Origin of the sequence: Bradyrhizobium lablabi, from assembly GCF_018131005.1 — a bacterium.
GTDB classification, from domain to species: domain Bacteria; phylum Pseudomonadota; class Alphaproteobacteria; order Rhizobiales; family Xanthobacteraceae; genus Bradyrhizobium; species Bradyrhizobium lablabi_D.
On the sequence record NZ_JAFCJK010000006.1, the window covers coordinates 98090 to 121117 of the forward strand.

A 23028-nucleotide genomic window follows, 5' to 3' on the forward strand; every position below is an offset into this window, starting at 1 on the left:
CAAAGGCTTGCAAACAACCTGCCACGGTTCGGTCGCAACTACCACTGCGATCATACGGTGCAAGGATTCGCGTCGGGAATTCCCGCTAAGGATTTGGGAGGTCTCTCCCACAGTGGCCGCACTTCCCACTACGAGCTCTGCGGCTCCAGGAGAGGAGTGTCCAAGCTCTCGATTTCGGGTAATGCCGTGCCGGCGATGCCTTGCAAATCGCCGTACATACTAGCCGTCGCATCTATGACACCATGAATTTGGCTTTCGCGCTTAGCCCAGATGCGGTTCATGAATTTGCGTTCCTTTTCAAGGTCGCCTTTGAGCTCTTCGAATTTCTCGATGATTCCTTCCACGCGCTGGCGGAAGCGCGGCCCAATTAGATACTGATAAATCTGCTCCATTTTCGTTTGCTGTCCTGCCTGAGACTTTCGCAAGGAGGCCAGCTCGGCAAGCGAATGGCGCAATGCTACTGCGACCGGGATCGCGCACCGCGGATGGGTCACCCACACTCCATCGATGAGGCCAAAGGTCTCCACTTCCTTCGGTAGAGCCTGCGAGACGATCAAAGCGAGGTCGGCCCGGGCACTTCTCTGATCCTCGCGCAATTTGGCGAGCCAACCGTCGTTCCATTTTTTCGTCGACTTGAATTCCCAAAGGATCGTTCCAACCGGTACGCCGACTAGACCGTTCACAGAGTGAACGACATCGCCGCCCAGCTCGCCGATTCTGACCGGCTCAATGCGGTCGTTCGGAAAGTTAGCTCTCAAAAGAGCCTCGAGTTGAAGCTCCAAGCCCTCTCCCTGCGTCTGCTGCGACCCCTGCGACGCCTTCCTCTTCAGATCTTCGATTGTCCTGCCCATCGATTCGATCTGAGCATCTTTTTGCGATACCTGTGCCTTGAGCTCGTCTTCCGCGTGTTGACGGGCTTTCCTGTGAATTTCCGCCTGTGTCGCCTGCACTCGCTTCTCGATAAGAAGGTCGAGTTCACGCTTCTGCTCGTCGAGATCGCGCTGCTGGCGCAGCACTTCGGCCTGCACTTTTTGAGCCTCGGCGAGTTTGACGTTGTACTGCGCAAGAGTCTGCCGCATCTCGCCGAGCTGAGACTTCGTCTCGTTAAGTTCGGCGGAGGCCGCGTCCCGGGCTTTCCTCTGCTCGTCGGCTCTGATCTGGTCGCTCGTCTCCCGTACTCTCTGCGCAACTTGGTGATCCATGGCGCCGCGCGCGCGATCAAGCTCTTCGTCCTTGCGCCGAAGCTCTTCCGCTTTTTCCCGGTATTCGGCCTCCTTGGAGTCCAACTGCCTTTGGAGCGCTTTTCGTTCCGCTTCCAGCAGCGGCGCTGCCAAGGACTCCGTCAGCTGAATCTGATGTTTGCACTTCGGACAGGTGATGTTGGGTTCGGTGGTGTGCATTTCGGACATTTGGTCTCCGGTATCGCAATTGTCAGTGCGTTGCCGACCAGGACTTGCGTGCCGTGGGCGTGAGAAGTGGCCGGCACGATGCGCTTTGCGCCTCAGACAAACATCGACTTGAACCATCCGATCAGACGACTTGATCGGTCGTGTTCCACTGGCCGCGAATGGAGCTGCGGAGCAGCTACCACTGCCGATTTGTCGGCCAGATACTGCGTGCGCGCGTCCTTGTCCCGCTTTTGGCCGGCCTCGATCTGCTTCTTCGTCCAGGACGGCGCCTCGATCACTCGTCCTTCCCTAACGAAGTAGTGCGAGCGGCACCGCAGATTCCAGTTGCCGACCGAGGGATGCAGCGAGACCGCATCCCCGTTGAATGACATTTGCCATTGCGCTGGATTGAAGGGCGTGATGACCTCCTCGCCGCAGCCGCAGCAACACCGGTGCGCGGCTGTCGCGTACTCCATCGAGACATACAGGACGCCGGTTTCGATGTTGTCTGGCATCGTCTCGACGAAGCGGTGCCTAAGCTGCTTGGTCCTGATCATTCCTGGTCCTCGTTCAGCAACATGTTGCCGTCAGTCGTGTAGGTGGAGTGATGCTCCCGCTCCAAATCGCGGTAGAAACCGCGGATCTTCTTCCATTTCACGACCGCCATCGCCGCGTTGAGCGCGTTCAGGTCCGCCACCTGGATGTTAGTGGCGTAGAGGTCGTTCTCGTCGCCGGCGCTGCCGAGCGAGATGCGGCCGCCGTGCACATGCGTTCTCATTTCGGGCGTACTTGCGGTCACCCGCAGGATGCCGCCCAGCGATCCGTCGACAAACTCAAGGCCCATGCCGACGTCGACGAAGGGAATGCCCATCTCCTCGCATTTCTGCACGGCAAGCTTCTTTGGCTCCCCCGCATCCATACAGATGAAGGCGAACGTCGCGCCGTCGAGGAGGTGAAGATTGCTCTGGTCTAGCGCGACCGCATGCGGAACGATGTTCCGGTGCATCTTGGAATATATGCCGGCGAGGTAGTGGACCTTCTTCTGCACCTGCCGCAGTTCGTCCAGCGATGCCGCACCAGGGGTTCGGAACGCGTTGTGCGTCAGGAAATCGTCGCCGTCGATGGCCCGGATCTCGGCGACCGGCGTCTTCGCGACCAGGTCAAAGGCGTAGGCGCCGGTCCCGCCGAGGCCGATGAACGCCACCCGTTCGTTCTTGAGCAGCGCCGTCAAGGCGCCGATGCCGGCGCGATCGGACGCCGTCTCGGTGTAGTTGAAGACGGTGTCCTCCTCCGGCTCAGGCGCCGCATAGGAGCGAAGCTTGATATCCGGTCTGACGACGGCGGCCGGGCCGGCGATGACGCCGGCGTAGGTCGTCATCTTGGCGTGGTAGTCGGCGTAGCCTTCGGGCGGCTTGCAGGAGAAGGCATACTTGGCGGTGACACCGTTGCCGAGATCGACGGCGCCATTGCCGTGTCGCAACGCCTCGATCTCCCTGCCGTCCTTGCTGCAGGGATAGTCGCCGTCCCAGTGGACCACGTGCGTATCGGGGCGCTGCGTGACGTCGCCTGCCAAGGTGAGGGACGAGATCAGGCGCCCTAGCCTGACCTCGCCTTTTGCATTGACGTACGGCACTTCCATGACGAGGAAGCCGCCGCGGATCCGCACCGCATAGCCTTCCTCGCGCAGCTTGCGGAGGTCCGGGTTACGATCGAATGGTTTTTGTGACATTGAAGATCGTCCCCTCTTTTTTGACCTTGACGTGACCGCCAGGGCCGAGTTCGCCGGCGTGCGGTTCCGATGCGGCGTGGCGATACGTCATCGAGAACGCCACGTTGGGATCGTGGGACCCCGGAAACGCGAGCTGCACGATCTGTTCGAAGCTGACGATGTCGCCCTTTACCGTGCGCTTGCGCGCGTTGACGATGATCTCGGACTCGCGCGGATGGAGCGCTTGTTCGAGCTCATGTTCCGCGTCGGCCAGCTCATGCTGGGCGCGCTGTTCTTGCTGGTGGGCCTTTTCGAGGTCCTGCTCGGCGTGGTGGATATGTTCCAGAGCACGTTCCACCGGATCGCCGTGCTCCGGCGGGGAAGAGGGGTCGTCGATCTTCATGTTTGCACCTATCGGTTGGGTGAGCCTTGCGGCCCTCACCCCACTAATCGGTGCGGCAAACCTCGACCGGTAATCTCAGGCGAACTTTTTTTGGAAGGAGCCGGCCGGCACTGGCCCGCAAACGAAGAAGGCCGGGCAGTTCGGGCAGGTGAACAAGGAGACGTTAGGGGCGAACTCGCCGGCGCGGATGCCGGAAAGGGCCTCTTCGAGATGCTTCCTCTTTGTTTTCAACGATTTGTCCGTAAACGAGATGTCGGACGTTTCGCGGTCGGACAAGTGCTGCACCTGGACTTGGGCGCCGGGCGCGTTCCGCTGCACGGCGATGGCGAACGCCCCGGCTTCGATCTCCTTGACGTCGTCTTCCCGGTAGTGGCCGGTCTGGATTCTCCGGAGCAACCGCCTGCCACCCTTCAAGACGAGCATGTCGTCCGGCATGACGACGATTTCGCCGGTGTCGATAGAAAATCGCAGCGGCATCGGCGCCGTCGCGGCGAGACCGGCGCGTTCGGCCAGGAAGTAGCCGATCATGTCCGACGCCATCGCGCGGAATTCCTGGGCGTAACCGTGCTCGGTCAGCTTTCGATCCGCGAAGGCCTGGTCGACCAAGCCCGCGACCTGGCGTGTGTCGGGAGCTGTAGCTCCCCACGAAACGATCTCCTTGATCACGGCGCGGACCGCGTCGTGCAGCTGCAGGAATGGCGTCAGTGTTCGGCGGCCACCTACGTTCAGGACATGCGTATAGAAGAAGCGGCGCTGGCAAGACTTGTAGAGACCGATCTGGAATCCGCTCACGCTTATTGCGCCGTCGATCTCGATTGGAATCGGTTCGTTCTCCGGCGGCACGGGACAGTCCGCCAGGCCGCCCAGATGCCGCGCGGCGAGCCTGATGCGCTTCACAAATTCTGAAGGTTCGCGTCGGTATCCCCTCACATCCTGCGTCGCGGCGTAGATGAAGAGACGGTCTTCCGCCCGCGACAGGGCCACGTAGAAGAGACACTCCTGCTCCTCGACCTGTCCCGCCCGGAAGACATCGAGCGCGGCGCCAGTCGCCCCCTCGATCATCCCGTCGGGCGGCAGACAGGGCGGAGCTGGTACTGTTCGCGGTAGCACGTTCACGTTCATGCCCGGCAGGTGGATTACGTGAAACTCCAAGCCTTTTGATCCGTGGATCGTCATGAGGCGCACCGCGTCGATACCTTGCGCAGCGGCGGGTAGCTGGCGCAGATCCCGGTCGTCTCCCAGCCGGAGGAGTCTTCTGACGCGATCCAAGAGCCGCCGGACCGGCAGGCCCTGCGCCGCGGGCTGAACCCGCACGAAATTCATGAATTGCCAGATCGCGATCGCTGCCGATCGGTCGGCGACCGCGGCGGAGGAGGCCAGACGCGCGGCGATACGCGTCCGGTCCAGGAGCAGTCGGGCCAGAACGTCCCATGGACCGGATTTGCTTTCGAAACCGCCGAGCGCCGTCGTAAGTCTCGCGACCGCGTCACGGCCCTGCGTCGACGCGCCGCTCAAGGTGGCGGGATCCCGGAGCCCCGCCAGCGGCTCCCACTTGTCCTCTCCCAGCGCGGCGAGCATAGCCGTGACGTCGGCCATGGACATCTCGAACTCGGGCCAGCACGCGACGCGTAGCAGGCCCATCGCCCGGCGATCGGTCAGGAGAGACAGAAAGGCCAGCAGATCCTTCACTTCCGGACGCTCGAAGAGGCTTCCAAGGAACAACACCGGGATGCCGAGCCGCTCAAGCTCCCGACCGGTCTCGGACAATTTCTCGTTGCCCGTGCACAGGACGGCCTGATCTCTGAAGGCGTGGCCGAGGGCCGCCATGTCGCGGATGGCGCTCGCCAAGGCCGTCGGCTGCTGGTCCGCGGTGGTCACGGTGAGGAACTCGGGTGCGGCGCCGATCGACTTGCGGGTCGCGTCGAGGGCACTGTCGTTGCCGCCGGCGATCATCTGCCTCGCGAAAACCGAACAGGCATCGACGATCTCCGACGTCGATCGGTAATTCTTCTTCAGCCGACCTCTTTTGCCGCCTGGAAAATCCTCGCGGCCGAAGCGCCGCATATTGAAGGAAGACGCGCCGCGGAAGCGGTAGATCGATTGCTTGGCGTCGCCGACGACCCAAAGGTTGCGGCCGTCGCCGCAAAGAGCCTTCAGGAGCAGGACGCTGCTTCGGTTCACGTCCTGATATTCGTCCACGAGCACGTGGTCGTACGCCCGTTGCAAGTGCTCATGGACGGCGGCGTTCTGTTGCAGAAGGCGGACTGGCAAGGAAACGAGGTCGCCAAAGTCCACGCATTGCGCGTCCCGCTTCAGCGTTTCGTAGCAGCGATAGACCTTCGCGACCTCCAGCGCCTTGTCGGCTTCCTCGGTCCGCGCCGGGGCAACGCAGTCCCGCATCTTTTGCGCCAGGCGGGCGTACTCTTCAGCATCGACCACCTCGTCCTTGGCCCGCGAGATCGCCGCGAGAAGATCGGCGATCTTCTGCGTCGGATCGTACAGATTGCGATAGTGGAGCAGCCCCAGCTTTGGAAACTCGCGCTCGATCAGCTCCACTGCCTCGGTCTTGTCCATGAGCCGAGGGTTGGGCGGCAGCCCGAGCTCCACGTGAAAGCGGCGGATGATATCCAGGCCGAACGCGTGGAACGTGCCGATCCACATCGCCGAGGCCTCCCCCGGACGCTTGCGCGCCAGGCGGCCGGCCATCTCGCCCGCGGCCTTGTTCGAGAACGTCAGGACGAGGATGCGGCGCGGGTCGACCCCCTCGTCCAGCAGCGACTCGATCCTGGCGGTCAGTGTCTGTGTTTTGCCGGTGCCCGGACCGGCCTCAAGCATATAGGCCTCGCCTCGATGCGCGGCGGCATCCGCCTGCTCATTGTTGAGAGGTCTGTCGGCGTCGCTCTTTTCCACCGGAGGCGCGATCGCCGGCAGAAGTACCGCGTCGAAGATCTGCTGTGCCACCACGTCGAACGGCGCGCCGAGACGTGCCGCGATATCCGAAGCCGCCATGCCATCGTCGACGTGTAGCTTTTTCGCGACCGGGCGGGGAAGGAGGAATTCCCGCGCGAACAGGTCCATCTGGACCTCGCGCCGCTGTCGACGCCCGTAATCGACGACGCGATCGACGCCGGTCGGCGACGGCTCCGCCGGCCGCGCCGGATCGATTTCGGCCGCAGTCTCGTCGTCGGGCGCGTCGCCAAGTTCCGCATGCGCGATTTCGTGCAGCACCAGGAAGGCCTGATCGAACGGGCTTCCGGAGTCTTCATGAACGATCAGGCGATTTGCGGCGATGAGCGTCGCCCGGCTTCCTTCGAGAACGGCCGCTCCCGGAGACGTCGGTTCAACATCGAAGCCTCGCCGGTTGGCCTCAGCCACCGCGAAGTCGTAGGGGCGCCAAGGGTTGCTGCCGAGCTCCACGGCCTTCCGGTGAAGGTCGGCCGCCCTCTGTCTTCCGAGTTCGACCGCATCCACGTTTTTAGTCTCCCTCTGACACGAGATCGGAGATGACATCCTCCGAAACCTTGGCCTCGCGCAGAGCTTGCTCGAGACTGATCTTCCCTCCGGTCGAAGGGCGGGTATCCGCCTTGTAGCTCCGCGACGCGGACATCTGCGGTCCCGAAAGCGCCTGAACGAGGCCGTCGAGGGTCGCGTCGAATAGAACAGCCAATCGCCGACGGGTGCGCGACGAGGCCGTCTCGATCGCGACCTTGCGCTCGAGAATCGCCGTGATGATCTGGCGCGGCACGCGCAGCTCCTCCGCGGCCGCGCGCTGTCTCTCAACCGCCGGCGCCGCGAAAGGGGCGGGCGTAGGATCTCCGGAATATCTGCGCACGGATTCGTCGATCCAAGCCGTGTCTCGCTTGGAGAAAGGCTCCTCCTGCACGAGTTCACGGGACAGCTCGCGCGAAAGGTCGACGAGGGCGTCCGCGAATTGCGGGTAATCCTTCAGATACTTTTGGAACGTCGCGGCGTCGTGGCTCGGCTCGGCGGCGAAAGCGTCGAGCACGTCTTCTTCGAGCGGAATGGATTTCATCACTGATCTCCTTCCAGGATACGTCTCAGAACGGCGTAGGCCTTGTCCCGATTGCTTCTGATCGTCTTTTCGACCTTGCCCAGCGTCTTCGAGATCGTCACGGCGTAGGGGTCGCTGGTCGAATCGATGGGGACTTCCTTTCGGAGCATTTGGACGATCCTCTGCTGTAGGGGTGGCAGAGTGTCAATCGCGCTGTCCAGACGTAACCGGTAATCTCGATCCTCAATTTTTTGGCTTTCGAAGGGATTATAGTTTCCGACCGCCTTCTCGACGAGGGACGACATCTCGCCCGTCTCGTCATCCTCGATAGAGGTATTACGGTTTTGCCGACGCCAAACCTTTCGCTGTGCATCGATGCGGAGCTTGGCCATGGCTCCTTCGAACCGAATCTCGAAATAATCCAGCTTTTCCGAATAGGTCTCCCGATCGGTAGAGAGCAGGACGTTGAGGGAATCTAGGACCAGATCGTTGATCTCGGCTTGGCCTGAGGAAATGAAAGCGGTATTCCGAGACCGCGGCAAGCAACGCAAGGCGCGTTCTAGAAGGATCCTATACAAGCTCGCAAACCGGGCTTCGCTGTTGTCTCGGTGGCAAGCCCTGACGAAGTGCAACACGCACTCGGTACGCACATATTCCGGATGTGCCGGGTCCCGGACTTGACACCTCGTTAGAAGGTCATCTCGGGACAACCGTTCCAGCGCCCCTAATTGCGCCTCGACCTCCGTCGGGCGGGAGTATGGCGATCCGTCGAGTTTTTGCTTTCGAAGTCGGGGCGGCAAGCGATTCTCTAAAGGTTGAGAGAGGTCGGCGATCACAACTTAAGGGAACGACGAGATTTTCAAAAGCCTTTTTCACTTGGCGGCGGTTTCCATAGATCTCCCTCCATCTGCCACTTCGTTCGAGAGGTGGGGGCAGCACTGCTACTCCTCGGTCAAAATTCGGTCGAGACGTAGCCGATGTCGATGATCGGTTAGCAGGTGCGCGCCACCCAAGACAGCGGCCAGCGTTCCGAGGCCGGTGCCGCCAGCAATCAGGAACATAATCAGCAATTGGTATTTTACCGCATCGACCGGTTCGACGCCGGCAAGAATCTGTCCAGTCATCATGCCCGGCAGGGAAACAAGGCCGATCGCCGCCATGCTGTTCAGGATCGGCATGAAGCCGCTTCTCAGCGCGTCCCGTATGATTGGCAGCAGGGCTTGGTATCGGGTGCCGCCGAGTGCGAGGCAAGCTTCTACGGCGGCGCGTTCGCGCACCAGGCTATTTGTCAGCACGTCCAAGCCGAGGCTTATCCCGGTCATGGTGTTTCCCAGGATCATGCCCAGCAAAGGCAGCGAGTAGCGCGGGTGGTACCACGGATCGGGGCGTATCTCCGTCAGGAGTGCGAAAATCGTGACCGTACCGGCGGCGAGTAGTGTGCATCCCGCGCCCAGGCCGTAGCTCCAAACACCCGGTAGGCGCCGCTTCTGCCGCGCGACGATCTCCCGCGAGGCGAAGAGAACCATGATGGAGGCGGCGAGGGCGGTCCAGAGCGGCGACACCGCGGCAAACAGAAACGTCAGCACGTATCCGACGAGGACGAGCTGTACCACCATCCGCACGGTAGCGACGGCGAGTTGTTTTTCTAGCTTGAGGCGGAGAACAAGCGAGAGGACGCCGTCCATGACGACAAGGAGAGCGGGGAGGGCCAGATCACCGTACGAAAGCTGGATGTAGGTCACGGCCGGCTTTCCTGGATGCCACCGTCTGGGCCCATCGCGAATATCCTTGATCCGACGCGGCGGGCTTGAGCGTCGTCGTGGGTACTCCAGACGACGCTCGTTCCATTCGCAATGCGTTCGGCGATCAAGGATTCCACGGCCGCAGCGGATGCCGAGTCGAGTGCCGAGGTCGGTTCGTCCAACAGAAGCACCCGCGATCGCAGCATGAGCACCCGCACTAGCCCCAATCGCTGCTTCTCGCCGGTCGAAAGTCTTTGGATTGGCCAGTGTCCGCAGTCGTCCGGCAGCCCCAAGCGCGTGACCAGGGGAAGAGCATCAATCCAGACCGTGAAGTGTTCCTGCACGGTGTCGGACCACCAGCCGGGCTCGGCGGCGAGGTAGGTCACTCGTTGTCGCCAGGCAGGAGCGGGCATCGCCTCCCTCAGCATTCCGTCAAGCTTGACCGTTCCTTCGTTGGGATCTAGGTCCGCGATGGAGCGCAGCAGCAAGGTCTTCCCGACCCCGGAAGGCCCTTGCAGGGCGATGCATTCGCCGTCCTGCAAGTCGAATGACACGGAGATGTGCAGGCGTTTGAGCCCGCTGACCGTCAGCATGCGTCAGAGCTTAAGCTGCAGCCGATCGGCAACCCGCCGAGCGATCTCCGCCGGCGCCTCGTTCGGGTAGGGATGCACCGAGCTGACATTGATCTCGCCGAGCACGTAGCTGTCGCTCCCGTCGGCCTTGACGGGGCCGAGCATGAAGTCGGCGTCCCAGATCGCGGGCAGGTCACCTCGCGCGATGTCCAGCAGCGAGGTTAGCTGGGGCGTCCACTCGTCCTCCATCAACCGACGCAGCCGCTGGAAGCGGGGGTCCGCGTTTGACGTGTAGAGCCGCGGCCCGGCCTCGGAACGCGCAGCCGGCGAGTCGACCAGGGCTTTGACTTTGTGATAGCCGAAGCCGGCGCAGCGATCGCCTGCCATGTAGCAACGCACCACGCCCTCGCTCAGGCGAGACTGGAACGCTTGATCGATCACGCTGCCGTTCTCGAAATACTCCGCGCAGCGACGGAGAAAATCATCCAGCGTCACCTCCTCGGGCGCGTCCTTAGTCGCATCCAGCACTTTAATCATGGAAGAGGTCGGCAGCTTCTCGACCTTCCAGACGCCTTGGCCGCCGTTGCCCCGGGCGCGTTTGATCACGCGCGGACCGGCGGCGAGCCGGGTCGGCAGCTCGGCGCGCATCGCCTCGGCGGTTCGATACAGCGCCGTGTCCGATCCCCAGCCCATCGAGCGGGTGCGATAGAGCACCTCCTTGGTGCCCATCTTGAGGATGACCTCGGGATGGGCGCTCACCCACACGCCCTGCGCGGCGACGTCGCGCAGCAGGGCGTCAAGACCGGCGCGGTTTCGGCCGTCTTGAATCGGGTTGACCCAGACGAGCACGCCGTCCACCGCGAGTAGTTGTTCGCGGGCGGCGTCGGCGAAGCTTTCGTCGTAGATCGCAAGGCGCCCATCGACGCCGACGGCGGCGAGCGCTTCGAAAACGTCGACAAAGCGGCCGTTTTTCGGGGTCGCATCTCGACGCGCGGCGGCATCTCCTCGCGAGAGGATGGCGACAGTACGTCGGGGAGAGGGTTGTCTTTCGGTATCCATGCGCAAGCTCCACGTGTTAGGTGCTGCGCAGAACTTGGACCGAAGTCTCGCCGGGAGTCTGCTTGATCCCGCATGGGTAGTCTACGTGAGGTCGCTGCACTTCATCAAGTGGCCATTCTCATCCGGAGGCAAAGTCAGATCCAGCGCCGGGATCGACTTCGTTCCGGATGTGATCGTCGGGTGCGGTGGTAATGCCTTCGCCTTGCATGCGGCTGCGGCGCGAACGGCCGCTACCGCCATCCAGTCCCGCAGTAGGCCTCTGTCCTCTTTCGAAAAGGAAGCGCGACGCTGGAGATCCTCCAGCGTCTCGCCAGGATGGCATCGCTCGAAATCCTCGCGGATCAGCGACTCGAGGTAAGTCGGATCGAGCTCGCTTATTAAATCGAGTTGCTGGCGCGAATTGGTCCTCATGGTTGCCATGGGCGGGCCCCATCGCGGATGCAGCACAAACGGCAAGAGCGATCGTTGGTTCGCGAACAGATCCGCCGGGCTGAAATGCCGCTATAGAAATCTGACCTTCTTCATCAACACCGCGCACGAGCCCCACGGAAGTCCCGATGTTCCTGCAGGGCTCAGCATCAACTTCCCGACGCTTGGCACGGGACTTCCATCTTTTCACGCGGTCAACCGCCTTATTGACCTGATCTAGCAGCCGCTCAATCTCCTCCCGCTCTCCCGGCTTACGATCCAGACGCTCGAATAGTTGCTGATCTGCATAGCGTGCAAACGACCCTCCACGTTGGGTGAGATCGCCCACCGGCCAGGGCCGCCTCATCCGCATCGAAATGCCCCGGGGGCGGAGCCCTGTCGCCATCGAGCTTGCGCCACGCTGCGAGAATTTCGGCGAGCCGTTGGCCCTCGCGGTGATCGGAGTCAAGAGCCGACCGACGGTAGCACGCGTGGTGCCGGCGCGAGCCAGTATGACGGCTTCTGCGGCATCAGCGTATCGACCTTCGGCGCGCTGAGGCCGGCGTTCCATTTCATCCATGGCATCGAGTCGAGATGGGGAATCGGCGGAAGGGCGATCTTCTTTTCGAAGGCGTCGGCCGAAACAGGTTTGCCCGGCACACGATCCATTCCCCAAGCTGCCAGCGACGGCAGCAGAAGTATCGCAGCCATGGACGGCGTGAGTATCCGTCGGAGCAGGCGTTGCGCGGGGACCCGCCGGGATTTCTCCGCCCGAGCGGAGATAATGGTGTGATCGGCGATCATCTCATCCTCCTATCGTTCGAAAAAGACTGATCCAGGCGATCGTGGCGCAGCTCATCGTGAACATCAGCCGGTGCACGACCGCCGCTCCATTTCTACGCAGCCTTCGCTGATTCCTGCTCATCTGAAACCTCCCAACAGTCGATGTGTCCTTTCCTGGGTTCGAGGCGTGGGTCCCGTTGCGCCAAACTAAAAGTCCATGGGTGGCGCGGCCGGGGCTTCCGACTTCTTAGCTTTCTCGGCGACGAGCGCTTCGGTAGTGATCAGGAGGGCGGCGATAGACGCGGCATCCTGCAAGGCCGTGCGAACGACCTTGGCCGGGTCGATCACGCCGGCCCGCACCAGATCCTGGTACTCGCCGGTCGCGGCGTTGAAGCCCCAATTGTAGTCGCGCTTCTCGATCAGCTTGCCGACCACCAGCGAGCCGTCTTCGCCGGCATTCTCGACGATCTGGCGGGCCGGCATCTGAATCGCGCGCCGTACGATGTCGACGCCGGCTTTTTGGTCGGCGTTGGCGGTCTCGACGCGTTCAAGCGCCTTAAGCGCGCGCAAAAGTGCCACCCCGCCGCCCGGTAGGATGCCTTCTTCCACCGCTGCGCGGGTCGCATGCATCGCGTCGTCGACGCGATCCTTGCGCTCCTTGACCTCGACTTCGGTGGCGCCGCCAACCCGAATCACGGCCACGCCGCCGGCGAGTTTGGCAAGCCGCTCCTGCAGCTTCTCGCGATCGTAATCCGAGGTGGTCTCCTCGATCTGCAGCTTGATCTGCGCGACGCGCGCCTCGATGCCTTTCTTGGCGCCGGCGCCATTGACGATGGTCGTATTCTCCTTGTCGATCACCACCTTCTTGGCCCGGCCGAGCATGTTGAGCGTGACGTTCTCGAGCTTGATGCCGAGATCTTCGGCGATCATCGTTCCGCCGGTGAGGATCGCGATGTCCTCCAGCATCGCCTTGCGGCGATCGCCGAAGCCCGGAGCCTTGACGGCTGCGATCTTCAGGCCGCCACGCAGCTTGTTGACGACCAGCGTCGCCAAAGCCTCGCCTTCGATGTCCTCGGCGATGATCAGCAGCGGCTTGGCCGACTGCACCACCGACTCGAGCAGCGGAAGCATCGATTGCAGCCCGGACAGCTTCTTCTCATGGATCAGGATGTAAGGGTCTTCGAGCTCGGCCCGCATCTTCTCAGTATTGGTGACGAAATAGGGCGAGATATAGCCGCGGTCGAACTGCATGCCCTCGACCACCTCCAATTCGGTGTTGAGGCTCTTTGCCTCCTCGACGGTGATGACGCCCTCATTGCCGACCTTCTGCATGGCTTCGGCGAGGAATCGGCCGATCTCGGTGTCGCCGTTCGCAGAAATCGTGGCGACCTGGGCGATCTCGTCGTTCGCGGTGATCTTCTTGGCGTGCGATCTGAGGTCGTCGACGATCGCCTCGACTGCGAGGTCGATGCCGCGCTTGAGGTCCATCGGGTTCATGCCCGCCGCAACCGATTTCGCGCCTTCCTTGACGATCGCTTGCGCCAGCACGGTCGCGGTCGTCGTGCCGTCGCCGGCGATGTCGCTGGTCTTGGACGCGACCTCGCGGACCATCTGAGCGCCCATGTTCTCGAATTTGTCCTCGAGTTCGATTTCCTTGGCGACCGTGACACCGTCCTTGGTGATGCGCGGCGCGCCGAACGATTTATCCAGTACCACGTTGCGGCCTTTCGGTCCGAGCGTCACCTTGACGGCGTTTGCCAGCGTATCGACGCCGCGCAGCATGCGGTCGCGGGCTTCCGTCGAGAATTTTACGTCCTTGGCGGCCATGACGTTGTCTCCTTTCCCCTTTCAATGACTGTCAGCCCTTTCAATGACTGTCAGCGCTTCAAGCGGCCTTCTTCGCCGCAGATGTGTTCTCGACGACGCCCAGCAGGTCGCTCTCCTTCATGATGAGAAGTTCTTTGCCGTCGATCTTGACCTCGGTGCCGGACCATTTGCCGAACAGCACCCGGTCGCCAGGCTTTACGTCGAGCGGCACCAGCTGGCCCTGTTGGTTACGGCCACCCGGCCCGGCGGCGATCACTTCGCCCTCCTGCGGCTTTTCCTTTGCCGTGTCCGGAATGATGATGCCGCCGGCGGTCTTCTCCTCGGCGTCGATGCGTCGCACCAGCACGCGGTCGTGCAATGGACGAAAATGCATGCACATCCTCCCTGCAATTCAGCGATGTCGTAGGACCGGGGCCGTAACCGGCCCCCGGCAAAATCGACCTAGGCGCAGCGAAAATGCGGTCAAGAGGGGCTAACGAAAAATTTTCGCAGCCGCCGGCAGAAGCTCTGCGCCCCCTGGTTTACGGCTCCCCGGCGGGAGGCGCGGCGCCCATGCCGGCCTCGCAAGCACAAATTGCTTTCCGCGCGGATTGCCAGCGAAGCGGCCCAGTCTTTCAATCAGGCGGCCGTGGGTGTTGCTTCCGGAGCCCTGTCCATGGACGGCGGCCGAACGCGCGGCGGGTGCCGATAGCCGGAGTCCGGCGTGGGAAGCCGGCGAAGCATCCTCTGGTAGATCCGCCCATACTCCGCTGCCATGCGGGCGGAGCAGAAACGTTCTTCGAACCGGGAGCGGACGGCCTTGCGGTCGAGCTTCAGCAATCCGGGAAGAGCCCGCACCGCCTCATCGACGTCGGATACGATGCGTCCGGTCAGTCCGTCCTCGACGATTTCCGGGACCGAGCCGCAGCCGAAGGCAAGCACCGGCGTGCCGCAGGCCATGGCTTCGATCATGACCAGGCCGAAGGGCTCCGGCCAGTCGATCGGGAAGACCAGCGCTGCGGCCTGGCCGAGAAACTCGCTCTTGGCATTCTCGTTGATCTCGCCGATGAACTCAATTTCCGGCCCGTTCAGCATCGGGGCGATGACGTCACGAAAATAGGCGTGATCCGCCTTGTCGACCTTCGCCGCGATCTTGAGCGGAAGGCCGGCCGCCCGCGCGATCGCGATGGCTCGGTCGGGACGTTTCTCCGGCGAGATGCGCCCGAGAAACGCAAGATAGCTGCCTTGCGGATTGAAGCTCGGGGCGTGCAGGTCGAGCGGAAGGCCATGGTGGACCGTCGCCACGAAGTTCGCGCCTGGAAGCGGCGACCGTTGCGCGTTCGAAATCGAAACCAGGGGCATGTCCGAAAACCGCCGGTAGAACAGCATATGATCCGGAAGATCCTGCCTGCCGTGGAGCGTAGTTAGCGTCCGCCTGCGCTCGGATCGGAACAGCGGAAAGTGCAGATAGTCGGTGTGGAAATGCAGGATGTCGAACTCGTCGGCGCGCTCGCGCACCTCGTCGAGCGTGATCATCTGGTGCGGAATCGCATCGCGCACATCAGGATCGAGCCGCAAGGCGCGAGCCGTGCAGGGCACCAGTTCGGCGGAGGTGATGGAGTCCCCGCTCGCGAACAGCGTCACCTGGTGCCCCTGTCGCACCAGCTCCTCGGTCAGCCAGGAAACGACCCGCTCCGTTCCTCCATAGAGCCGGGGCGGAACGCTCTCGAATAGCGGAGCAATCTGCGCAATCCTCATGTCTGTCGCTCCGCTACAGCCTGTTCGCTGGGCTGGAGCCTCCATTGGCCGCCGTCGGAAGGCGCGCAGATCCATCCAAGCGAGCGCCCAGCGCGCTCCTGATCTTTTGCAGGGCGCGAACTTCGATCTGGCGGACCCGCTCGCGCGACACGCCGAAGGTGGCACCAAGCTCCTCCAAGGTCTTCGGCGGTTCGGCCAGGAATCGCGCTCCGACGATATGGCGCTCGCGGTGGCTAAGGAGAGCGAGCGCGTCATTCAGCGCGCTGCCTAGCCGGTGGCGATCCTCCAATTCAGCCAGCCGTGTTTCCGGGTCGGGCGCCGGATCGACCAGCCAGTCTTGTACTTCCTCCGAACCTTCCTCCCGAGTCATGGTCAGGTTGAGGGAAGTGTCACCCCGGATTCTCCCGTTCATCTCGACGACTTCGCGGGGGGCCACCTTCAGTTCGTCGGCGATGTATTTGGCCTGCTCCGGCGAAAGGTCGAAATCCTCGCCTGCAGAAATCCGGCTCTTGAGTTTCCGAAGGTTGAAGAACAGCTTCTTCTGGGCGGCCGTGGTGCCTATCTTCACCAGGGACCACGACCTCAGAATGTACTCATGGACCGTCGCCTTGATCCACCACATCGCATAGGTCGCGAGCCGAACGCCTTTTTCCGGTTTGAACCGCTTCACCGCCTGCATCAGGCCGACGTTGGCTTCCGAAATCAGGTCGGCGACGGGAAGGCCATAGCCGCGGTACCGCAGCGCCAGCTTCGCAGCCAGCCGGAGGTGACTTGTGACCAGGCGATAGGCCGCGTCGCGATCCCCGTGTTCGTGCCAGCGCCGCGCGTACATGGCCTCGTCGGCCGCACTCAGCAGCGGAAATTTGCGAATGGTGGTCAGGTAGCGGGAGAGCCCGCCGTCCGAGCGGATCGCGGGCAGGTTCGATAGAACTGACAGGGTGCTCATATCCAATTCCTCCTCAGAGCAAAGTGGGTTTGAGCTACCGAGCATGCGCCTGGGCCCGGAAACGGCGCCCATGCGCGTCATGCCGGCGGCGCCCACAAAATGTCTAAGCCGGCGAATTGTTCCTTCGAGATTTGAAAGCCGTCGAACCAGATGACCGGGAGCACGGCCCCTGAGAAAACCCGTCGGGGTCAATAGCCCGGCCGATATCGAGCGGAGTTCGGCCTAGGCCCTCCAAGGCCGCGCGTCAGAGCGGCATCGGGGCAGGACGTCGGAAGCGCTCACGCCGCGACGACTTGAAGTCTGTAATGGCGCAGCGTGTGGCTCCCCGCCGGAGCGTTGCCACGTTCGAGAGCCCGCAGGGCAAGTTCGACCTCCTGAAGGCGCGAACCCCGGCCAATCTCCGGGCTTTCTTCGCTGATTGCCTGATCGATCAGATACCGTCCAGGCCCAGTCGATCAGGATCGCGCGCTTCGCATCCAGCGACAGGCTCCCTTTGCGCACCACCGCCATAAGTCCAACCTTCCTCGCCCCGGCGATCGTGCGGGCTTCCGCACCGGCAACGGCCTTGTCATAGCTCTCCTGAAGGGGACCAAGTCCAAGGCGTTCGAGGGTCTCGTCGGAGAAGGCGCGGGTCATCCTACGGGGCGTCGCCTGTAGCTGGCTTGCGTTCGGTTCCCGACCGGCCTGAACAACGTACGGAAGTCCCTGCCGCTCGGCGTAATCGACCGCCGCCCCCAGCGTCGGAAAGCTGAGCTCGATCGTAGCGAGCGGATCATCGTCGCCGGTCCATCCCATCAGCGGCTCGACATACGGTGCGCTTCGCCGTTCGAAGATGAGCCGCCAATCCTTGCCGCCGGCCTTTCCCGAGGTCATGGCTGATCGTCCCGCCCGGAAGATGCGGGCTACCGCATCCGTTGGGAAGGGGGAGGGGGTCAAGCGCCGGTCCGGCCGATGAGCGTCGCTCGCGGAGAATGCCGCCTCCGGTGGCGTCGATGTCCTTTCGCCGATTGTGACCATATCCATCTTGTCCTTCCCGTTCTGGCGAAGGAGGACCATGCGCGCTCGTCAAGCCGCGCCCGTGTGATTCATCCGTATCTGCGACCAGGCCGCGCCCGGTCAGGAAGAGCACCCGTTGCAGATATCCGGGACAATGTCATCGGTGCGGAAAGTCGGGTCCGTCCTGGTAGCGGGATTGGACCTCTTACCCCGACCGGGCACCATCTGCTTCGGTGCTGCCGTCTGAACGGCCGCGTTCGCACTGCCATGCCGCTTCGGTTTGAGGCGCTCAGCACCGGTCGCTTCCCACGCACCGAGGAGCACGGCGAACACGACCAAAGCTGCGAGTAAGGCACGCATCGCTCTTGACCGTTAGGAGAAAGCCTGTCGGACTCTCAATCGCCTTCGCCTTCCGGATCCCGGGCGAATCCTACGAAGGCTTTGGCAGCGGTCGATCTAGGGAAGCCCCGCGCCGGGTCAAGAGGTGGTGCGCGACGGCGCGCACGGGGAGTGGTTGCGCATGGGAAAATGTGATTCTGATGCGGGTGGCACTCTTGAAAGCGTGCCGGACCCTTCTAGTTCTTGTGGTGCCACCGTGCGTGGCGCCGGACGCCATCCGGGTCCGGCCAAGGCCGCCGGCAATCTCCCGGCGTTGCTCCTATCCATGTTGCTCAAGGGAGGATGTGGTTATGAGAAACTACGAAATGTCACCGTTTTGGCGTTCGAGCGTCGGCTTCGATCGCCTGTTCGACCTCGCCGACGGCACGATGAACGACATCGATAGTTATCCGCCGTACGACATCGCGCGCACCGGCGAGAACCGGTACCAGATCACACTGGCGCTGGCCGGCTTCAGCCCCGAGGAGATCACCATCACCGCGGAGCAATCGATGCTGACCGTCCAGGGCCGCGAGGGCAACAAGGGTGATCTCGACTACCTGTACCAGGGAATCTCCCTGCGGCCGTTCCGCCGCGTTTTCAACCTGGCGGACTATGTCCAGGTCAAGGATGCGACTTTCGAAAACGGCATGCTGAAGATCGCTCTGGTTCGGGAACTGCCGGAGGCGATGAAGCCGCGTCGCATCGCGATCGAAACCGCCGGCAACGACAACCAGCAAATCGAACGGAAACAGACGGCCTGACGGAGCTTCGTCGAGCCGTCGGACCGCTCCCGTGCGCGGCTTGGCCGCGCGCGAGGAGTCCTGTCCAGTGAACATGAAGAACAGAAAGGAGAATAGTCATGGCACTACGCGATCTCATTCCGTGGAACAACGGCTCTCGCGACGTGAGCCTGCACCGCAATCAACCCAGTCCGTTCCTGGCCCTTCATCGCGAGATGAATCGGCTGTTCGACGATGCGTTCCGCTCGTTCGATATCGCCCCGTTCAGCTCCCAGGCGATGGGCTGGCCGAACGTCGAGGTCAACGAGACCGCGAGCGAAGTCAAGGTCATCGCTGAACTCCCCGGTCTCGAAGAAAAGGACGTCCAACTCGAACTGAGAGACGGCTGGTTGACCATCAGCGGGGAGAAGAGGAGCGAGACCGAAGACAAGGAGCGCCGCTTCAGCGATCGCTACTATGGGCGCTTCGAGCGAGCGGTCCCGGTCGAGGATGTCGATCAGGACACGGTCGAGGCGTCGTTCAAGAATGGCGTTCTCACCGTGACGCTGCCGAAGTTACCCGCCGCGCAGCATAAGGTGAAACGGATCGCCATCAACGGCAAGTAACCACGGGGCGGGCGGGAGCCTTGCTCCCGCCTGCGCCGGAGGCGGTGCCGATCAACCGTCGAGGGGTCGATCGACCTGGGGCGGACCGTTTGTGCAGCGAGTGAATGAAAGGAGTCAATGTGAGGAGTTGAAACCATGAACACCGACTGGAAAAAGGACATGATCGCCGATGCGGTCAACCTTGTGATCGGCCTGGGCTTGTTCGCGTCGCCATGGGCCTTCGGGTTCGCCGCCGAAAGCCCCACAAACTGGAATGCCTGGTTGACTGGCATCCTGATCGCTGCGCTTGCGGTAGCAGCGCTGGCGATTTTCGCCGAATGGCATGAATGGATGGCTCTTGCCGCTGGCGTTTGGGTGGCGCTGTCACCGTGGGTGCTGCATTTCTCGGCTACGAGAACCGTTGCATCGCTTCACGTCATCGCCGGAATCCTGGTGGCGGCTGTTGCGGCTTGGCGACTCTGGTATCTGCACCGGAGCTATCCCCGCGTGACGGCCTGATACTCGGCAAGGGAGGCTCCGCTGGCCTCCCTTGTCCCTTGATCCGCTGGACTGCGCTCTCTTTCTCCGCAAGCCCGCTCAATGGCCCGATTCTCCGCAAAAATCGCGGTACGCCCGTCATGCTCTCTGATTTTACCATCACCGCCTTTGCAACTCTATTCGTGGCGATAGGACCAATCGATACGGCAATCGTGTTCGGTGGCCTGACGGCGGGTGTTCACCGGCCGGAGCGGTTTCGGCTGGCCTGGCAGGCCGTGCTGATCGCCGGGATCGTCCTGTTGGGTTTTGCCCTCTTCGGCAACCGGCTGCTGGCCGCGCTTCGGGTTTCTCTGGACGCCTTTCGAGTTGCGGGCGGCATCTTGCTGTTGTTGCAGGCCATCCAGATGATCTTCGCCCATCCCTCGGGCCTATCCTCGCTTACTGCCCTGGAACGGCGCGAGGCCATGGGGCCGGGCGACATCGCGATTTTCCCTCTGGCGTTTCCGGTTATCGCCGGGCCCGCCGGCCTCACGGCGGTTGTTCTACTGATGGGGCAAGCCGCCGGTGATCCGATCGGCTCGACGATAGTGTTGGCAGCTATGCTGTTGTGCCTTTTGCTAACGTATTTCGGGATGATCTTCACCGACGTCTTGCACCAAGTGCTGAAGGCCACCGGCTCCAATGTGCTGGCGAGACTTGCCGGCGTTATCCTGGCGACCCTCGCGGTCCAATTTATCTTTGACGGGATTAGAGGCGCTCGGCTTGTCGCAGGCGATTGAAGACCCCACACCCATCTCGTTGCGGAGATGTGCGGCTCTCCCGCGACTTCACCATGATACGCGCCGAGCGACGGTTGCCGGATTCCGCTGTGCCCCGATAGCCGACGCATCGTTGTAGCCGCAAAACGATGCGATAGGCCGAATGGCTCATGAGAGTTGGCGTTAAAGGAAAAGCGGGATCAATCGGGCTTCGCCCGGTTGCAACTTGAGACCGCTCGGTATTACTTTATGAGCGTCTGTGTCTGATAGGCTGACAGCCCACCCCTCCGGCACGGCCGCGAGCACCAACATTAATGCTTGCTCGGGCGCAGCGGCAGCGACCCAATACTCTCGCCTCGCGATGCCTCGAAAATCGAGGTCGTCGGTTCGCACCTCAACAATCTGAACGTCAGATTTGAACGCTTGACCCATCCGGTGAGCATATCCCAAATCAGGCAACTAGGAAATCCAATTAGGCCACTGCGCGTGAGAAACAGGCCATTGGCGCTATAGGAACAGACCGAAATTTAGAATATTTCCTTTTCCGGAGCGCGTCACGCGGTGTAGCAGCGGCGGCGGTCCGGCCTTGATAAAGGCGGAGAAGAGTTTCTGGGCATCTTCCGTACCGAGCGGCCAAAGTCACTTGTCGTCGAGCGTTCTCCGGCCTCATCCAGAATGAGGATGGGACTGAGAATTAGGGATCGCCGCACTGATCGACATAACCGACAGGGCCCGTGCGGCAGGAGTCACGGCCGTCTCGATAAGGGCGTGCAGCTGATCGTCAAGCCGTCCCGAGAACGGCCGTCGTGCGCTCGCCGCTCCGAAAGCGGACCTCGCCCTGGTCTGGCCGATCTCCGATCTGCGCCTGCGAGGCCGCGCCTGCGAGAGCGGCCGAGCCGATCTGGCCGGCCCGAAATTTTTTCGGCCGGCCCTTGAAACCAAATCCGGCTTTTCTAATTTTCCAATCGCCACCGGAGGGTGGCTTCCGGGCGCCTCATGGGCCCGGGACCAGAGACGGGCACCGGTCGTGTCCGGTGCCGCTCGTAACCATTTTGCTCTTTGGAGGATCTGGCTATGCGCAGTTACGACTTTTCACCGCTTTGGCGTTCGACCATCGGCTTCGACCGCCTTTTCGACCTCGCGGAATCCGCCCAGCGGGCGAGCGAGGACCACTATCCCCCCTACAACATCGAACGGCTCGGCGACGATCGCTACCAGATCTCGCTCGCGGTGGCCGGTTTCTCGCCCGACGAGATCTCGGTGACGGCCGAGCAGAACGTCGTGACGATCGAAGGCAACAAGGCCGAAAAGACCGAACGCGAATACCTCTACCGCGGCATCTCGACCCGAGGGTTCAAGCGTCAGTTCAACCTGGCCGACTACGTCCAGGTCAAGACCGCGTCCTTCGACAACGGACTGCTCAAGATAGAACTGGTCCGCGAGATTCCCGAGGCCATGAAGCCGCGGCGGATCGCGATCAACGGCATCGCGCCGGACAACCTGCACCAGCTCGAAGCCAAGGCGGCTTGAGCGAATACGCCTGCGGCAGCCCGGCCCCCGTTGTGACGGGCTGCCGCTTCACCCGTCTTCGAATGGAGGAAAACATGCGGCCGACGACCGCGACCGACAACGTCTTCGATTTTCAAGCGCTCCTGCATCCTGGCACCGTCTTCGAGCATCCCAAGGACGTGGTGACGCACCCGTCACTTACCCTTGCCGAGAAACGGGCGATCCTCGCCTCCTGGGCATCCGATGCTTCGGCGATCGCTTCATGTCCGGCACTGCGGGCCCCGGAAGGACTAAAGGGACCCGTCAGCATCGACGCCATCCTGGAAGCCTTGTGCGAGCTCGACGGCGGCCCCCGACATCCGCCGGGCGGCAAGCCGAAGCGCCGCTTTTCCGTATCGCGAGCGCTGGCAGCTTGAGGAGGGACGAATGGACGACATCCGTTTACCTCGCCACGTGATCGATCGTTTAGAGCATCGCTGGGCGAACCGACTGCAACAGGACGCTAAAGCATGGACCGGCGAGAAGGGTAGATCTGTCAGCCGGCGCCCTGTACAGTTCTCCGGTCAGAGAGACATACCTGTGATTATCAGACGCGCGCGTCGCACTGCGGATGCCTTTAGGTTCGAATAGAACCTTTCGGATCGAGAGCGATGGATGATCCACACGATCTGGTGCTGGGCATGTTTGCGGCGGCGATCGCTGCTGTCATGCTGGTGGCGGGCGAACTCTATCTTGTGACGCGGCCCGATCCACCGGAAACGTACACGCCTCCGCCCGCGGTTGTAACATCATCCATCAACTAGCGGGGTTCGCATAGGTCTGGAGCTGAAGCGATTGTTGGTCGAGACTTGGAAACAAGATTAGGTGAAAGCCGGCGCCCGGCCACTCGGCGTCGGCCGTGAAGAAGGCCGTCAAGAAGGTCGGCAACGCGCGCAAGCGCGTGGAGAAGCGGCTCGCCCGCGAGGTCGCGGGCCAAG

The 23028-nt window shown here is 62.3% G+C and carries 24 protein-coding genes and 1 pseudogene; 8 read left to right on the top strand and 17 right to left on the bottom strand.

Features of this window, described 5'->3' with window-relative positions:
* Positions 1-128 precede the first annotated feature (128 nt).
* From JQ553_RS19145 to JQ553_RS19225, 17 genes are all read right to left on the bottom strand, one after another.
* The gene (locus JQ553_RS19145; protein ID WP_249144422.1) at positions 129-1409 is read right to left on the bottom strand and encodes a DUF2130 domain-containing protein; all 1281 of its coding nucleotides are present in this window, start codon (positions 1407-1409) and stop codon (positions 129-131) included.
* A 92-nt stretch (positions 1410-1501) separates the two neighbouring features.
* Entirely contained in the window at positions 1502-1945 is a 444-nt protein-coding gene (locus JQ553_RS19150) for a DUF6527 family protein (protein WP_212501569.1), read from the bottom strand.
* Positions 1942-3117 carry a ThiF family adenylyltransferase gene (locus tag JQ553_RS19155; protein ID WP_212501570.1) on the bottom strand — a complete coding sequence of 392 codons (1176 nt, stop codon included), beginning with the start codon at positions 3115-3117 and terminating at the stop codon, positions 1942-1944. Before JQ553_RS19155 ends, JQ553_RS19150 begins: the two co-directional genes overlap by 4 nt.
* Entirely contained in the window at positions 3092-3499 is a 408-nt protein-coding gene (locus JQ553_RS19160; protein ID WP_212501571.1) for a multiubiquitin domain-containing protein, read from the bottom strand. Before JQ553_RS19160 ends, JQ553_RS19155 begins: the two co-directional genes overlap by 26 nt.
* A 75-nt stretch (positions 3500-3574) precedes the next feature.
* Positions 3575-6970, bottom strand: coding sequence for a UvrD-helicase domain-containing protein (locus JQ553_RS19165; protein WP_212501572.1), 3396 nt, complete (start codon positions 6968-6970; stop codon positions 3575-3577).
* A 4-nt stretch (positions 6971-6974) separates the two neighbouring features.
* The gene (locus JQ553_RS19170; RefSeq protein ID WP_212501573.1) at positions 6975-7532 is read right to left on the bottom strand and encodes a hypothetical protein; all 558 of its coding nucleotides are present in this window, start codon (positions 7530-7532) and stop codon (positions 6975-6977) included.
* Positions 7532-7903, bottom strand: a complete 372-nt coding sequence (locus tag JQ553_RS19175; protein WP_212501574.1) for a hypothetical protein — start codon at positions 7901-7903, stop codon at positions 7532-7534. The genes JQ553_RS19170 and JQ553_RS19175 overlap by 1 nt, the downstream gene beginning before the upstream one ends.
* A gap of 549 nt (positions 7904-8452) precedes the next feature.
* Complete coding sequence (locus JQ553_RS19180) at positions 8453-9253, bottom strand: ABC transporter permease (protein WP_212501575.1); 801 nt, start codon at positions 9251-9253, stop codon at positions 8453-8455.
* Positions 9250-9846 carry an ATP-binding cassette domain-containing protein gene (locus tag JQ553_RS19185; RefSeq protein ID WP_212501576.1) on the bottom strand — a complete coding sequence of 199 codons (597 nt, stop codon included), beginning with the start codon at positions 9844-9846 and terminating at the stop codon, positions 9250-9252. The genes JQ553_RS19180 and JQ553_RS19185 overlap by 4 nt, the downstream gene beginning before the upstream one ends.
* Positions 9847-9849: 3 nt before the next feature.
* Positions 9850-10884 (bottom strand): Cj0069 family protein, encoded by a 1035-nt coding sequence (locus JQ553_RS19190; RefSeq protein ID WP_212501577.1) that lies wholly within the window; start codon positions 10882-10884, stop codon positions 9850-9852.
* Between the two features lie 81 nt (positions 10885-10965).
* Positions 10966-11340 (bottom strand): hypothetical protein, encoded by a 375-nt coding sequence (locus JQ553_RS19195; RefSeq protein WP_212501578.1) that lies wholly within the window; start codon positions 11338-11340, stop codon positions 10966-10968.
* Between the two features lie 417 nt (positions 11341-11757).
* Entirely contained in the window at positions 11758-12003 is a 246-nt protein-coding gene (locus JQ553_RS19200; RefSeq protein WP_212501579.1) for a hypothetical protein, read from the bottom strand.
* Positions 12004-12282: 279 nt separating this feature from the next.
* On the bottom strand, positions 12283-13902 hold the full coding sequence (gene groL, locus JQ553_RS19205) for a chaperonin GroEL (protein WP_039146901.1): 1620 nt from the start codon (positions 13900-13902) through the stop codon (positions 12283-12285).
* A gap of 58 nt (positions 13903-13960) precedes the next feature.
* A complete protein-coding gene (gene groES / locus JQ553_RS19210; protein WP_039146904.1) occupies positions 13961-14275 on the bottom strand; it encodes a co-chaperone GroES in 315 nt (104 codons plus the stop codon).
* 245 nt (positions 14276-14520) lie between these two features.
* Entirely contained in the window at positions 14521-15639 is a 1119-nt protein-coding gene (locus JQ553_RS19215; protein WP_212501580.1) for a glycosyltransferase family 4 protein, read from the bottom strand.
* 13 nt (positions 15640-15652) lie between these two features.
* Positions 15653-16585, bottom strand: a complete 933-nt coding sequence (gene rpoH, locus JQ553_RS19220) for an RNA polymerase sigma factor RpoH (RefSeq protein ID WP_212501581.1) — start codon at positions 16583-16585, stop codon at positions 15653-15655.
* Positions 16586-16807: 222 nt separating this feature from the next.
* Positions 16808-17641, bottom strand: coding sequence for an NADH dehydrogenase ubiquinone Fe-S protein 4 (locus JQ553_RS19225; RefSeq protein ID WP_249144423.1), 834 nt, complete (start codon positions 17639-17641; stop codon positions 16808-16810).
* 629 nt (positions 17642-18270) lie between these two features.
* Here JQ553_RS19225 and JQ553_RS19230 point away from each other — a divergent pair.
* The 8 genes and pseudogenes from JQ553_RS19230 to JQ553_RS35290 all read left to right on the top strand — a co-directional run.
* Positions 18271-18723 carry an Hsp20 family protein gene (locus JQ553_RS19230; protein ID WP_212501582.1) on the top strand — a complete coding sequence of 151 codons (453 nt, stop codon included), beginning with the start codon at positions 18271-18273 and terminating at the stop codon, positions 18721-18723.
* A 98-nt stretch (positions 18724-18821) separates the two neighbouring features.
* Entirely contained in the window at positions 18822-19307 is a 486-nt protein-coding gene (locus JQ553_RS19235; protein ID WP_212501583.1) for an Hsp20/alpha crystallin family protein, read from the top strand.
* 135 nt (positions 19308-19442) lie between these two features.
* Complete coding sequence (locus JQ553_RS19240; RefSeq protein WP_212501584.1) at positions 19443-19805, top strand: SPW repeat protein; 363 nt, start codon at positions 19443-19445, stop codon at positions 19803-19805.
* A 119-nt stretch (positions 19806-19924) separates the two neighbouring features.
* The gene (locus JQ553_RS19245; RefSeq protein ID WP_212501585.1) at positions 19925-20563 is read left to right on the top strand and encodes a MarC family protein; all 639 of its coding nucleotides are present in this window, start codon (positions 19925-19927) and stop codon (positions 20561-20563) included.
* 1053 nt (positions 20564-21616) lie between these two features.
* A complete protein-coding gene (gene hspD / locus JQ553_RS19250; protein ID WP_212501586.1) occupies positions 21617-22072 on the top strand; it encodes a small heat shock protein HspD in 456 nt (151 codons plus the stop codon).
* Between the two features lie 74 nt (positions 22073-22146).
* The gene (locus JQ553_RS19255) at positions 22147-22467 is read left to right on the top strand and encodes a hypothetical protein (protein WP_212501962.1); all 321 of its coding nucleotides are present in this window, start codon (positions 22147-22149) and stop codon (positions 22465-22467) included.
* A 234-nt stretch (positions 22468-22701) separates the two neighbouring features.
* Positions 22702-22854, top strand: a complete 153-nt coding sequence (locus JQ553_RS19260; RefSeq protein ID WP_200875137.1) for a hypothetical protein — start codon at positions 22702-22704, stop codon at positions 22852-22854.
* A 77-nt stretch (positions 22855-22931) separates the two neighbouring features.
* A pseudogene (locus tag JQ553_RS35290) lies at positions 22932-23012 on the top strand (DUF3606 domain-containing protein); the annotation flags it as partial.
* Positions 23013-23028 lie beyond the last annotated feature (16 nt).